The organism is Chitinophaga sp., from assembly GCF_039596155.1.
Classification (GTDB): domain Bacteria; phylum Bacteroidota; class Bacteroidia; order Chitinophagales; family Chitinophagaceae; genus Chitinophaga.
Genome location: NZ_JBCNKF010000005.1, coordinates 35,417 through 49,562, shown reverse-complemented (window position 1 = coordinate 49,562; position 14,146 = coordinate 35,417). Strand labels below are relative to the sequence as shown.

At 45.5% G+C, this 14,146-nt stretch carries 12 protein-coding genes; 5 read left to right on the top strand and 7 right to left on the bottom strand.

From position 1 onward, the window contains the following. Positions 1-237 precede the first annotated feature (237 nt). Positions 238-1,236: an acyl-CoA reductase gene (locus tag ABDW33_RS06365; RefSeq protein WP_343689228.1), complete on the bottom strand. Its 999-nt coding sequence runs from the start codon at positions 1,234-1,236 to the stop codon at positions 238-240. 92 nt (positions 1,237-1,328) lie between these two features. Here ABDW33_RS06365 and ABDW33_RS06360 point away from each other — a divergent pair, with 92 nt between their 5' ends. The 4 genes from ABDW33_RS06360 (at position 1,329) to ABDW33_RS06345 (ending at position 4,045) form a co-directional block, all read left to right on the top strand. Next, complete coding sequence (locus ABDW33_RS06360; RefSeq protein ID WP_116857434.1) at positions 1,329-1,676, top strand: 4Fe-4S dicluster domain-containing protein; 348 nt, start codon at positions 1,329-1,331, stop codon at positions 1,674-1,676. A gap of 176 nt (positions 1,677-1,852) precedes the next feature. Continuing rightward, positions 1,853-2,842: a D-alanine--D-alanine ligase gene (locus ABDW33_RS06355; protein WP_343689227.1), complete on the top strand. Its 990-nt coding sequence runs from the start codon at positions 1,853-1,855 to the stop codon at positions 2,840-2,842. A gap of 45 nt (positions 2,843-2,887) precedes the next feature. Continuing rightward, the gene (locus tag ABDW33_RS06350; protein WP_343689226.1) at positions 2,888-3,694 is read left to right on the top strand and encodes a PASTA domain-containing protein; all 807 of its coding nucleotides are present in this window, start codon (positions 2,888-2,890) and stop codon (positions 3,692-3,694) included. Between the two features lie 42 nt (positions 3,695-3,736). Continuing rightward, on the top strand, positions 3,737-4,045 hold the full coding sequence (locus ABDW33_RS06345) for a rhodanese-like domain-containing protein (protein WP_343689225.1): 309 nt from the start codon (positions 3,737-3,739) through the stop codon (positions 4,043-4,045). Between the two features lie 34 nt (positions 4,046-4,079). On the opposite strand, the gene ABDW33_RS06340 is transcribed toward ABDW33_RS06345, so the two are convergent. The 6 genes from ABDW33_RS06340 to ABDW33_RS06315 form a co-directional block, all read right to left on the bottom strand. Next, entirely contained in the window at positions 4,080-5,258 is a 1,179-nt protein-coding gene (locus tag ABDW33_RS06340; RefSeq protein WP_343689224.1) for a hypothetical protein, read from the bottom strand. Further along, positions 5,255-6,034: a GMP synthase gene (locus ABDW33_RS06335; protein WP_343689223.1), complete on the bottom strand. Its 780-nt coding sequence runs from the start codon at positions 6,032-6,034 to the stop codon at positions 5,255-5,257. The genes ABDW33_RS06340 and ABDW33_RS06335 overlap by 4 nt, the downstream gene beginning before the upstream one ends. A 3-nt stretch (positions 6,035-6,037) precedes the next feature. Beyond that, complete coding sequence (locus tag ABDW33_RS06330; RefSeq protein WP_343689222.1) at positions 6,038-7,138, bottom strand: carboxylate-amine ligase; 1,101 nt, start codon at positions 7,136-7,138, stop codon at positions 6,038-6,040. 157 nt (positions 7,139-7,295) lie between these two features. Beyond that, positions 7,296-8,396: a hypothetical protein gene (locus ABDW33_RS06325; protein ID WP_343689221.1), complete on the bottom strand. Its 1,101-nt coding sequence runs from the start codon at positions 8,394-8,396 to the stop codon at positions 7,296-7,298. 90 nt (positions 8,397-8,486) lie between these two features. Then, complete coding sequence (locus tag ABDW33_RS06320) at positions 8,487-9,194, bottom strand: alpha/beta hydrolase-fold protein (RefSeq protein ID WP_343689220.1); 708 nt, start codon at positions 9,192-9,194, stop codon at positions 8,487-8,489. Positions 9,195-9,265: 71 nt separating this feature from the next. Continuing rightward, complete coding sequence (locus ABDW33_RS06315) at positions 9,266-12,445, bottom strand: carboxypeptidase regulatory-like domain-containing protein (protein ID WP_343689219.1); 3,180 nt, start codon at positions 12,443-12,445, stop codon at positions 9,266-9,268. Between the two features lie 472 nt (positions 12,446-12,917). Between ABDW33_RS06315 and ABDW33_RS06310 the strand changes: the two genes are divergently transcribed. Further along, a complete protein-coding gene (locus tag ABDW33_RS06310) occupies positions 12,918-14,120 on the top strand; it encodes a bifunctional 3,4-dihydroxy-2-butanone-4-phosphate synthase/GTP cyclohydrolase II (protein ID WP_343689218.1) in 1,203 nt (400 codons plus the stop codon). Positions 14,121-14,146 lie beyond the last annotated feature (26 nt).

Here is a 14,146-nt window from a genome sequence, read left to right as displayed (position 1 = left end):
CGGGTGATTCATTCAGCCAGTGCGGTTGTTACTTTAACAGATTATTATATGAAAGGTTAATGCCATCTTAAAGAAAGGGTGACAAGGTAACAGCGGTACTGACAGAATAACGATGGAATCAGACAAAATGTTATTTAAAGGGGCATTGTTGGAAAAATCGGGGCATTAAAGACAATGAAAGCTTATACCCGGCTAAAACGTAAAAAAGGGGCAACTGATCAAGTTGCCCCTTTATACTTATAATTTACTCAGGAAATCAAGGGTGTCTACCCCATCTGCATAATCAGTCAGCGTGGGTTGCTGTGCTGTTCCAAACGGCGTAAAGCCTCTTCCTACCAGGCATTGCAGGTCTTCATTTGCCTGCAACTCATCCGCCAGCACGGTCTTGTCCGTGTAAAATCCGTAATTCAGCACACTCAGCGGAGAAAACAGCGGTGCCGCTTCCTGTAGTAGTATGCTCTCATTGGTCATAAACGGACTATTATTCAACAGGATCAATGCCAGGTTGTAGTCATAGTTATTTTTATACTTATGGTGATCCGCCAGGTAGCTATACTTGCGCAGGGCGTCGAGCAACCGGGTGAAATCGTATCCTTCAGGTACATATACCTTGGTCACGTTGCGGCAGCCCAGCCCAAAATAGATACTGATATCATCCGCCAGACCTTCCAGTTCCGCCGGGGTCTCTTCGCCTGTCAGGATGGCGACAGAAGTCCGGTTCCGGCGAATAATATGCGGATATTGCGCAAAGTAATACTGGAAATACCTGGAAGAGTTGTTACTGCCGGTGGCAATATAGGCGTCGCAGTTTTTCAGCATATCCTGCACCGTTGTCTGTTCTGCCCATTCAGGATGCCATTCCTTCATCTTATCCAGCACGTGTTGCATCAGTATCACATCTTTCGATGACAGCTTGAGGCGCACATGATGGCCGCTCACGAAACCGCAGAGCCAGTCGTGGAAGCCAACGAGGGGGATGTTACCTGCGGTAACAATGCCCACTGTGCGGGCAGGTTTGCCATTGCTCAATTCCGGGTAGGCATTGATCCAGCTGTTGAGGTGGGCGGCATCCAGGAAGTTTTCAGAGATCTGGCGCAAAGCCAGATTAATAAATTCCGGGGTAAACCAGCCATTTGCCTGAAAAGCTCTTTCCTTAACTGTTTCCAGCGCCGGATCATCGCTTGTCAGGTATTGACCTAAACGCACCAGGGCCGCTACTTTTTCTGTACTGCTCATGAATCTGTATAAATAATTAACTTTTTAAAGCGAGATATTCTATTTTTGTCTGCAAAATTAATGGCTTACTTCTTAAACAAAAAGTTTATAACATGGCAATCAAAATAACTGATGAATGTATTAATTGTGGAGCTTGTGAACCTGAGTGTCCAAATAACGCAATCTATGAAGGTGGCGTTGAGTGGGCAATGGCCGATGGCACTACAATTAAAGGTTCTTATGTGCTGATGGATGGATCTTCTATCGATGCCGACCAGCGTAACGCTCCTTTGGCTGTTGACAGTTACTATATTGTTCCAAATAAATGTACTGAATGTCAGGGATTTCATGAGGAGCCACAATGTGCTGCAGTTTGTCCGGTAGACTGTTGTGTACCAGACGAAATGTACCAGGAGTCTGAAGAAGAGCTGCTGGCTAAGAAGGAAAAATTGCATATTTAATCAGGAAGCATAAGGAATTACGGTAACTGGTCGCCAGACGCAAATTGCTGGCACGCATGCCGAACCTAAATGGGGAGAAAAGGTAGAAATTGCCTTTTCTCCCCTTCTTTTTGGGGTAAAAAAGTTTACATCCCCCTTTTTTCTATTAACTTTATCCGCTTATTATTAATTATCATATGAAAAAGAATATCGCCCTTGTTGCCGGCGGATACTCAGGAGAATACGTTATCTCCGTACAAAGTGCCGTAACAATTGAGAAAAACCTGGACAGCAGCAAATACAATGTGTATAAAATAGTTATTACAAAAGATGGCTGGAATTATACCGGGGCTGACGGACAGGTGATTGCGGTCGACAAGAATGATTTTTCATTGACTATCAAAGGGGAAAAGGTAACATTCGATGCTGTTTTCATCGGCATCCATGGTACACCGGGCGAAGATGGCCGCCTGCAGGGATACTTTGAAATGCTGGGTATTCCATTTACCAGTTGTGGTATGGTTACCTCCGCCCTGACCTTTAATAAAAGCTATTGTAATAAAGTTGTGGCTGCACTGAATGTGGTGAATGTATCCAAATCTGTGCATATCTTCAGTAACCAGCCCTACGATACCCAACAAATTCTTGCAACACTGAAATTGCCCGTATTTGTAAAGCCTGCTGAAGGTGGTAGCAGCATCGGTATGTCTAAAGTGAATACTGCTGAAGAACTACAACCCGCCATCGACAAAGCGTTTAAAGAAGATGTGCAGATCCTGATCGAAGAGTTTATCAAAGGACGGGAGATCACCTGTGGTTTATATAAAGTGAATGGCGAGATCACCGTACTGCCACTGACTGAGATCGTAAGCAGCAAAGAATTCTTTGACTACGAAGCGAAATATACGCCGGGCATTACCAAAGAAATTACACCTGCTCCAGCGCCTGAAGATGTATGTGAGCTGATCAGGAAGACCGCCACTGAACTATATAATAAGCTGAATTGCAGAGGTATCGTTCGGGCAGATTTCATCTATGATGAGGCAAACAACCGCCTGTTCTTCCTGGAAGTGAACACCATGCCAGGTCAGAGCGACAACAGCCTTGTACCTCAGCAGGTAAGAGCTGCCGGTAAGACCCTGCAGGAGTTTTACGGCACATTAATTGAAGAGTGCCTGAGGAAATAACAAAGCAGTATAAGATTACGCTATCTTTAAGTTAAAATATAATCTGTGTTCAATCAAATTACAAAACGCTCCTTTGGGTTCAACCTGGCCGTAGTGGTAGGATTGTTCCTGGTATTGGGGCTGATTTTCTTCATGCTACTGGGGGTAATCACAAAGCATGGGGACACCTTAACCGTGCCTGACGTATACCGTAAGAGTGTGAAAGACGCTACCAAACTGCTGGAAGATGCAGGATTTAACGTAGATGTAAGAGACTCTATTTTCATTGATAGCCTGCCTGCCCTGGCAGTGTGGGAACAGACGCCGGCAAAAGGTGCGGTCGTAAAAGTAGGAAGAACTATTTATCTGACTATCAACAAAGTAGTGCCACCAATGGTAGAGATGCCAGACCTGGTAGGCCTCACTTTCCGTAGTGCCGAAATGACCCTGCATAGCCGCAGACTGAATGTAGGCGATACAATTTATAAACCCGATTTTGCTACTAACACTGTATTACAACAGATGCTGGGTGGCAAACTGGTAAAAGCCGGTCGCCAGGTGCCCGAAGGTAGTAGCATCACCCTGGTACTCAGTAGCGGTACGGGGAGTGTGGAGAATCCTGTTCCTGACCTGATCGGCATGACTTTCCAGGAAGCAAAGGTGACCTTAAGCGGCAGAAACCTGAGCCTGGGTACCGTCATGGTAGATCCTTCTATCACCGATACAGCGAATGCCTATGTGATCAAACAGGATCCAATGCCCAGGAACGAGCTGAAAGAACTGAGCCTGGTAAGGGCCGGTGAAGTGGTAGACGTTTGGTTGTCCGCAAATCCGCCGGTAAAAAGCGGGAGCGATACAACAACAGAACACTGATAATTATACCCCATAATCGTTTAACATATAAAATTTACAGCAATGGAAAATATTACTGCTGAAGAACTGAAACAACGTATCGATGCAGGTGAAACCTTGCATATTGTCGATGTGAGAGAGCCACATGAGCACGCAGAGTTCAATATAGGTGGTATCCTGGTTCCACTGGGCGAAATAAGAGCCATGCAGGTGGATGAACTGGAAGATCTGAAGAATGAAGAGGTGATCGTATATTGCAGAAGCGGTGGCAGAAGTAGCCAGGCAGCAATGATCCTGGAGACAATGGGCTTTCAGAATGTAAAAAACCTGACTGGCGGAATGCTGAACTGGCAGGAAAAGTTCGTGAAATAAAAAGATTAAAGGCTGACCGTAAGGTCAGCCTTTTTTATTGCTCAAAGAAGGCGCAGGTGCCGCCTACCCAGGTATGTGACTTATCTTTTGTCACACCAATCATATTACTCTTACTCAGTCTGGCCAGGTTATGTACTAACTGCGGGCGGAGGGCTCCATCTTTCCACAGGTACATCATCCTGATCTCACAATACGCGGGTCCGTCAAGTGTAATAATGGCCGGCGCATATGCTACCTTGCGTTGTAGTATCCAGTTCTCTGGATCAGTGATACCGGCAATATCCTCAGGTTTCACATCAATCACCACCCCCTGTCCTGCAAATGAAAAGAGCGGCTTGAGTACATAGTTCTCAAGGTCAGCAGGTAATTCCTTTGTATGCAGGAACCAGCTCTCCGGTACAAACTCACTTTGAATAAATGGTAATGTAAACTTACTGATCCGGTAAAACCAGTTCGGATGCGTGATCCACTCTACATCAAAGTCCTGGAACAACGATACATGTGCCGGTAAGTAAGCCGATTGTTTCTGCAGATCATCAAAGATCACACGATTGTATATACGTTTGATCAAAGTATTCTTATAGTATAACTGGTTACCTCTCTGTTCCAGGTCTGTAATGCAAACGACAGGTATACCTAATACTTTTTGTGTATAGTAAAAGTCAATCCGGGTCTTCTGTTCATGTGGCTTCACCTCCAGCAACACCACTTCTTCCGGTTGCCAGGGACCTACAATGATCTCTTTCAGCAACTGTAAATAGCTGTTATCATCATGCCCATTGAAGTAATTATTGACCGTGCCGGGGATGTCGAAATGATGCCTGAACTCACGTGCCATCAGCTCCTGGAATGCATAAAGAGAAGGGAATCCCTGTAGCTCTATGAGTTGTGGTTGTAGCTCACCTGCTGCATTTTTACAAACCGCAAAATCAATGATCACAAAATGTGCGTGCTCATTTTCTCCCGGTACTTTCATACATGGAGGGAAAGAGGCTTCACTCATCGCTTTGAAGTCAGGTTGTGTGATGACGTCTATAATGGCTTCACTGGTTTCCACCAGTTGCTTTGTCAGTGCTGCAGGTACAAATACCGGTGTTTCTGCTACTTTGAATGCAGGTGCTTCACCGGCAGCAGTTGCCATTGATTGAATAAAGGCCGCGTATTTTTCTGCAGTAAATTGTTCATTGTAGGCTTTGCGTAAAGAAGGAATCATGGTTTGAAAGATAAGGCGTTGTCCAGAAATGCAGGAATAAAGGTATCGTATGTAAGCATAATCTTGTCAGGATCAGAAAGCTGCTCCAGCATGCTGTAATATTTTTCAGCACCATAGTTGGTGAGCACCTGGTCTTTCTTTTCCTTTTGCAGCAGATACATACGCATGCCTGTGGCATCCGCTTCCGGGTGGAATTGTGTACCGATCATATGAGGGCTGAAGCGAATCGCCATCGTAGCTCTCTCCAGTGGCACATGTGGTCGTTCTTTCTCAATAGCGAGCACAGAGGCACCGATGGCCGCCATGCGGTCATGGTCTAAACCAATTACCTGCCAGTTGCGGCTATCTACGATGTAGAAAGGATCGGGAAGATCTTTAAAGATGCTTTCAGCAACGGTTGTTTTATGTACGGGGAATACGCCGAAGGCAGGTGAGCGGCGCCTGCACACGTTGCCCAGCTGAAGATACCGGCACATCAGCTGAAAGGAATGACAAATCAGCAACACAGGCCTGGCTGCCGCCATCAGCGCTTCCATCACCCCGAAATAACGTTGTTCCCATTCACTCCCCTCACTCTCCAGCGGGGAGCCGGGACCACCACTTGAAATATAAATATCGTAAGAAAGATCAGGTACCTGTCCGGATATGCGTACTTCATACTCATCACATTGTAATGTCAGTGCGTTACGCTCAGCATAGGCTGCAAGTATTTCCCTGATACAACGCATCCCTTCATTGGGGACCCCTTCATACATGTCCAGTATAGCGACTTTCATGTGCTAGCAGTCTTTGAGGAATTCTTTAATGATGAAGTCAGCTACACTGTGCAGGTTCTTGTTCTCTTTGAATACAAGTAGCTGCTTATCGGCACCGGTACCGTTTTGCAATATCTCTTTTGTATAATCAATGTAAGCACGGCTACCCAGTTCATCGACCACATCATCTACGAATTCCAGCAGTTCAAAAATAAGCGCGCGGGTATTCACTTCCGCCTCTTTCCCAAAGTCGATCAGGTTGCCATCTATGCCATACCGGGAGGCTCTCCATTTATTTTCATTCACCAGTGCACGATTGTAAATGATGAAGTTCAGGTTCTGCATGCGCAGTTTATAGATCTTGACGCAGAGTGCCTGAAAGATGGCGGCAATGGTACAGGTTTCCTGTAGTGTGAGAGGTACATCACAGATCCTGAATTCTACAGTATCGTAGAAGGGATGTACACGCAGATCCCACCATACCTTGCGTGCATTGTCGATGCACTTGGTTTTGACCAGTAACTGGATGTAGCGGTCGTATTCTTCAATACTGGCAAAGTAATCAGGAATACCGGTGCGGGGAAATTTATCAAATACCTTCGTTCTGTAAGATTTAAAACCGGTATTCCGGCCTTCCCAGAAAGGAGAATTGGTACTGAGGGCAAATACATGTGGCAGGAAATAACGTACAGAATTGGCAATGTGAAGGGCCATTTCCCTGTTCTCCATGCCAACGTGTACATGCAGTCCAAATATCAGGTTGGAACGGGCAGCATCCTGCATTTCATTCACAATTTCGAAATACCGGGGATGGTCCGTGATGAGCTGGGCTTCCCATTTCGAAAAGGGATGTGTGCCCGCTGCGCCGATACTATAACCCAGGTCGCCGGCTATCTGTGCCACCGTCTTGCGCAGGTGGGCCACGTCTGCACGGGCTTCATCGATATTCCCGCAGATATGGGTACCGACTTCAACGACTGCCTGGTGAAATTCTGCTTTTACTTTTTCCGGGATGACTTTGTGGGCCTGTTCTACAATTTTTTGTTCATGGGAGCATAATTCGAGTGTGCTGGGGTCCATGACCATATATTCTTCTTCAATGCCGAGTGTGAAATTCCGGAGCATAGCTGGTAATTAGAAAGGCAAGATAAGAAGAATAAATAAAATGAACTGACCTGCTATAGCAGCGAAGAGACGGATATCAATAAAGAAAATATTAAAAAGCCTGCATACCGGCTGAGGGGAGTAAGCCGGAAATGCAGGCGCTTGCATAAACAAAAACCTATTCTTTTGCCTTTGCTTTTTTAGTTGTTGTTTTTTTAGTTGTTGTTTCTTTTTTCTCAGCAGCTTTCTTTTCAACCGGCTTCGCCGCCTTTTTCTCCACGGGTGTCGCTGATTTTTTGGCCGCTGTCTTCTTTGCACCAGGTACTATCGCCGTTTGGTTGCCAGGTACTGCATGTGTCATAAACTCACCCCAGGTCAGGTTATCTGTTCCGGGCAACTGACGCAGGGCTCTTTCAATGGCATAATTCGCCGCTGTTTCCACCACCCACTCAAAGTTCTCTGCACCAATAGTGGCTTCATCCGCTTCCGGGGCCGGGTTCCAGAAGTCAATCACATAAGGGATCCCACCCCGCACCGCTATTTCCACGGTATTGAAGTCATAGCCCAGGTAACGGTTCAGGTGAGCCACCTGTTCAATAATAACCCCTTCCAGGTCATCGTCGCCCTGTGTCTTATCCAGGTAACGCTGATAAGGGGCCTGGTACGGATCATAAGGAATAACACGTACATACTTACCGCCGATGCAATAACAACGATAATAGGAATCATATTCAATGGCTTCCTGCAGCATCATCACCAGCTGGCCGGTGTGTGCATGTTGTGCAAAGAATTCCTCAGGACTATTGACTTTGTAGACATGTTTCCAACCTCCGCCATTGTAAGGTTTCATATAAGCAGGGAAGCCAATGTGCGCAAAAATGCTTTCCCAGTCAAATGGGTATACGAGGTTACGGAACGATTGATCAGTAGTATTAACTGGCAGATTGCGGGAGGGAAGTAAAGCTGTTTTAGGAACATTGACACCCGTACGTGCAGCCAGTTCATTGTTCACAAATTTATCATCCGCACTCCACCAGAATGGGTTGTTGATCACCGCAGTTCCTTCCAGGGCCGCCTGTTTGAGCCATGTACGATAGAAAGGTACATCCTGCGAAATACGGTCCAGGATCACAGCATATTCATTTGGAATACCCTGTATCGCTTTGTCAATAGATACAAATTCAGCAGTGATGTTGTTGACGTTTTTAGCGTTCACGCGCTCAATAAATGCCTGGGGGAAACTGTTTTCCTGACCATACAAAAGGCCTATTTTTTTCATCCTAAAAAGGTTTTACGTTGAGTGTATCAATGATTCCGTTTGCAGTAGAAGCGGTTGAGGATCAATATTCGCGCCAATGGATTCGCCAGGTTATTTAATAAGAGAAATGTAATATGGTAACATTTCGTTCCATACAGGCCAGTCATGTTTCTGATTCGGTCTGATATCCAGCCAGTGGCTGATTCCTTTATGAGCGAGGATCCCTGACATCCGTTCATTCTGGTTACGGGCTATGTCTTCATCAGCTACGCCTAGTATAATCCCCATACGCCAGAGCGCTTCGTGCGGGTTGTCGCGCATGTAATCCATGGGATTATGGAAATAGACATTGTCGTCGTAATGGCCATCCAGGCGGGAAGTAATATCAAAAATGCCGCTGAGGCTAAAGAGGTAAGAAACCTGCTCCGGATAGCGAAAGGCAAAGTTGGCAGCATGATACCCTCCGAAACTACAGCCGGCCACAGCTATGCGGCGAACGCCTGTCTCGTGCATTACTCTTTCCAGTACCTCATGGCGCAACATGTTATCGTAAGCAATGTGATTAAGCGTGCGTTGGGCAGGGGAGACCTGGGTATTGTACCAGCTGCGGGCATCTATACTATCGGGACAATAAACCCGTATCAGCTGTTGGTCAATGAACCATTGCAATGCATGAATAAGGCCTCTTTCCTTGTGTTCATAATGACGGCCCATAGAAGTAGGGAAGAGGATGAGGGGATAGCCTTCCTCTCCGAACACCAGCATCTCGAATGCTCGCCCGAGATGAGGGGACTGCCATTTATAATATTGTTCATGCATTCATATAAATATAATAAAAAAACGCTTCGGCTGTTAGGCCGAAGCGTTTTTTGTAGCTGTGTATATTCAGATTAGAAGTTGTAGCGAACGCTCAACTGACCTCTCCAGCGGGACAGGTAGTCACTCACTGTGTATGGTCTCAGAATACCATTGATGTTGTTCATCTTTGTCTTATCAAAGTTGAAAGTTGGATTCTGAGTCTGAGATACGATGTTGAACAGGGACAGAGACTGGTTGCTCAGGTAGTAAGACCAACCCCAGTTACGGTTCAGGAGGTTCGCAACGTTCAGTACGTCGAAACCAACTTCCAGTCTGTGTGTATTTTTCAGGATAAAGTCCTGTGCGATTTTCAGGTCGAAGTGACTTTCCCATGGCATTCTGGCACCGTTACGAACGGTAGATTTGCCCAGGTTATCCTGCAGGTATTTGTTATGAGAAGCAAATTCCTTGAAGTCAGCCAGCTGCTGGTCAGGCGTTACTACAGTACCGTTTACAGTCAGGTTAGTGAACTGGCTGGCATCTGTAGGCAGATACGCCAGACTCGCAGAACCGGTTTTACCGGAAGCATCATCACCTGTCAGGTTGTAGTTATACAGGAATGAATAGCGCTGACCGGTGTAACCCTGGTAAACCAGACCGATGGTAGTAGACATATGGTTCTTGGCGTAACGGAAGGTTTTGCTGCCATAAGCAACTACACGGTGACCTGGATCGTAGTTAGCACGGGCTACATCTACATTGTTCAGACCCATATCGTTGTAAGCAAAACGCCAGTTTGAATATGCAGTAGAAGATGTACCGTCGTTTACAGAGGTAGATTTACCATAAGTATACGCGATGCTACCAGCCCATCCATGATCCAGTGGCTTCTGAATCTGGAAAGTGAAGTTATACGCATAACCCTTGCTGGTGTTAGTCAGGTAGATAACGTCGGTATAGTTGCTGTTTGCACGTGCAAAGTTATACCAGGGACGGGTAGAGTTACCTACAGTCACATTACCCTGCTGATCACCTACGTTCAGGTTTTTGTACAGGATATTGTTGATCGTCTTGGTGTACAGCGCTTCAACAGTACCAATCAGACCCCACCATGGCAGTTTCTGGTCGAGTGCCAGGTTACCACGCAGTACCTGAGGATATTTGAAGTTCTTGTCAGTTACGTCAACTTCTGTTGGCGCAGCTGCAGTCGTTGGGATATAAGCACCCAGGTGTACATCTGAAGGATTGTAATTGAAACGAACAGCAGCATTCGGAGTACCGGAGAATTTAGTAAATGCCACACCGGTATTGGAGTAAGCGTTAGAGATCCATACCAGTGGTACACGACCAGTGAACAGACCCACACCACCTCTCAGCTGGGTAGTACCATCGCCATTTACGTCATAGTTGAAGGCAACTCTTGGAGCGAACAGCAGTTTAGACTTAGGAACTACGTTGTTCTGAACGTTGTATTTAGCAGCCAGATCAGAAGCATTGAATCCGGTGTTTGCATCAGGTTTGTTGAAGAACACGGGCAGGTCGACACGAACACCATAGGTCAGTCTGAACCTGTCAGTAATATCCCATACATCCTGTCCATATAAGCTGAACTGACCTGCATGGATCTTACCAGGAGCTACGTCATCACCACCTTTGGCAGAGTAGCTGATACCATAAGAAGATGGAGCAGTAGTGTTAGCCAGGAAAGAGTTCAGGCTCTTGTAAGTATAGTAACCATAGTAGTACTGCAGGAACACGTTGTTCGTATTGAAGAACTGGTTGTCAGTACCAAAGGTCAGGGTATGTTTCTTCTTCTGGATAGTCAGGTTGTCTACGATAGTGAAGTTATCCTGACCCAGAGAGTTACGTGCGGAAGAATAATCAGAACCAACGTTGTAGTTCAGACCGCCCTCCTGGATATAGATAGAAGGGAATGCAGCAGTATTACGTCTGTCGCGGATGCGGTTGTAAGTAACACGCAGTACGTTAGAAGTAGTTGCATTGAAGTTACTGTTCAGCTCAGCTACAGAAGAGTTAGTTGTGCTGAGCATGTAGTAACCGCTGTTACCAAAAGTCATTGTAGTGGTGCTACGGGAAATTACATAGTTACTACCATCTACATAGCTATGACGCAGGGTCAGCTTATGCTTGTCGCTGATGTTCCAGTCGATACGTGCAAATACAGAAGTGGCAAAACCCTTGGAACTGATATCAGTGTAGCTACCCGGATCAAAACCGTAAGTGCTGTTAACATAGTTACGGATAGAATCCAGTCTTGCAGTGCTGAATTTAGAACCGGAACCGCCATCTGCCGGGTTGTAAGGCAGCGGGGTCTTATAATCGTTTCTTTCAGCATTTACAAAGAAGAATGCTTTATTTTTTACCAGCGGGCCACCTAAGCTGGCACCCCATGTAGTATTATTATAAGTAGGATATTTAACATCGCTCTGTACGTTATGACCTACAAAGCTCTGGTTCTGGGTCAGAAAGTAAGCAGAACCATGGAACTGGTTAGTACCTGATTTTGTTACAGCATTGATACCACCACCGGTAAAGTTACTCTGGGTAACGTCGTATGGAGACAATACAACCTGTACTTCCTGTACCGATTCCAGCGGCACTGCGTTTACGTTCGCCTGGCCACCATTGGTACCGGTTGCAGTCAGACCGAACGCATCGTTTGCGTTCGCACCATCTACAGTGAACTGGTTGAATTTATTGCTCTGACCTGCAAATGAGATACCCATCGGGCTACCATTCGAGCTGCTGTAACTTGCAACTGCCTGCGGAGTCAGGCGGGCAAAGTCCTGTATGCTACGGCCTACAGTTGGCAACTCAGTCAGCTGACGCTGGCTGATGTTGGTCTGTGTACCTGTACGGTTTGAACTGATGATGCTGTTCTTCTGACCGGTAATAGTTACTTCGTTCAGCGATTTGCTACCATCTTCGAGTTTTACGTTTTGAGTCAATGCAGTACCCAGGGTCAGATAAAGATCTTTGAAATTCTGTTCCTGGTAACCTACATAAGTAATAGTGATAGTGTAAGGACCCCCTACTTTCATGTTCGGGATAGTGTAACGTCCTCCTTCCTGTGTTGTGGTACCGTAAACAGTTCCGGTCGGAACGTGAACGGCTTTAACTGTGGCCCCGATCAGACCCTCTCCCTTTGCATCTTTCACCAGACCGGTAACAGCACTTGTGGTTACCTGCGCGAAAGAATAGCAAACGCTAAGCAAAACAATGAATGTTAACAGTAGTTTTTTACATCCCATATATCAGCAGTTTGATTTTAAGACCGCAAAGGTTAAAAAAAAATGGTTAGAAAATTTAACTTCAAATTAACAAATTGTTAAGGCGTGTTAAAAAGATGAGTATTATGCTACGTTAATTTGAAACTATATGGGAAAACAGCCTTTAAATCAAGTTTGTTCAACTAAACGGGCAAGAAATTCTAATATTTCGAATAATAAATTGTTGGAATACTTAATTCTTTGCCAGGCAAGGCCTATTTTTATATTAGTTTTAGAATAAATGTTTGTATGTATATTATATATATGTGTTGCCGGGACGGAGTGAACGAAAGGATGGCAGCGCGTTTGGCAGCAATTAGAAAATATATGCCATGTAATGACCTGCAAAGGTGACTTTTTCATGCTGTCAAAAGGGCGTAAAATCCGGGATTAGTCCAATGTTTAGTGCTTCTTTTTACCCTAACTTTGCTAATCAATATAACAACAGTGATATATGCTAGATACAATAGAATCAGCCATAGAAGATATAAAGAAGGGTAAACTGGTCATAGTAGTAGACGACGAGGACAGGGAGAATGAGGGCGATTTCATCACAGCTGCGAGAAATGTCACCCCGGAGATCATCAACTTTATGAGCCGTCATGGCCGTGGATTAATATGTGCACCATTAATTGAAGAGCGATGCGATGAGCTCGGACTCGAAATGATGGTACGCGATAATACAGCTTTACACCAAACTCCATTTACCGTCTCTGTCGATTTACTGGGGCACGGTTGTACCACCGGTATCTCTGCACATGACAGGGCGAAAACTGTTCAGGCCTTAATCGATCCAAATATCCATCCTGAAGAATTAGGTAAACCCGGACACATATTCCCCCTCAAAGCAAAGAAAGGTGGTGTTCTGCGTCGTACCGGTCATACCGAAGCAACGATAGATCTGGCCCGCTTAGCAGGATTTGAACCCGCTGGTGTTCTTGTGGAAATCATGAATGAAGATGGCTCCATGGCCCGACTCCCCGAATTGAAGGAAATTGCCATCAAGTTCGACCTGAAACTCATCTCCATCAAAGATCTGATCGAATACAGGCTGGCAAAGGAATCCCTTATCGAAGAGCAGGTCAGGGTACAGATGCCTACAGAATATGGTGACTTTGAATTGATTGCCTTCAAACAGCTGAATTCAGGAGAAACCCATATGGCTTTGAAAAAAGGTAACTGGGAGAAAGGTGAACCCGTACTGGTAAGAATTCACTCCTCCTGCGTAACCGGCGATATCCTCCATAGCCTCAGGTGCGATTGCGGTCCGCAATTACACAAAGCCATGGAAATGGTAGAGAAGGAAGGAAAAGGTCTTATATTATATATGAACCAGGAAGGCCGGGGTATCGGGTTGCTCAATAAGCTCAAAGCTTACAAACTGCAGGAAGAAGGAAGAGATACTGTCGAAGCCAACCTCGAACTGGGTTTTCAGATGGACGAACGCGATTATGGTGTAGGTGCACAGATCCTCAGACACCTGGATATTACTAAAATGAGACTCATCTCCAATAATCCTAAAAAGAGGGCAGGTATGAAAGGATACGGATTGGAAGTGGTTGAAAATGTGCCGATTGAGATCCATCCCAACCCACATAATGAAGTATACCTGAAAACTAAAAGAGATAAAATGGGTCATGAGATCCTGAAAGGATAACAAAAAAGGGCTGTTGCAATTCGCAA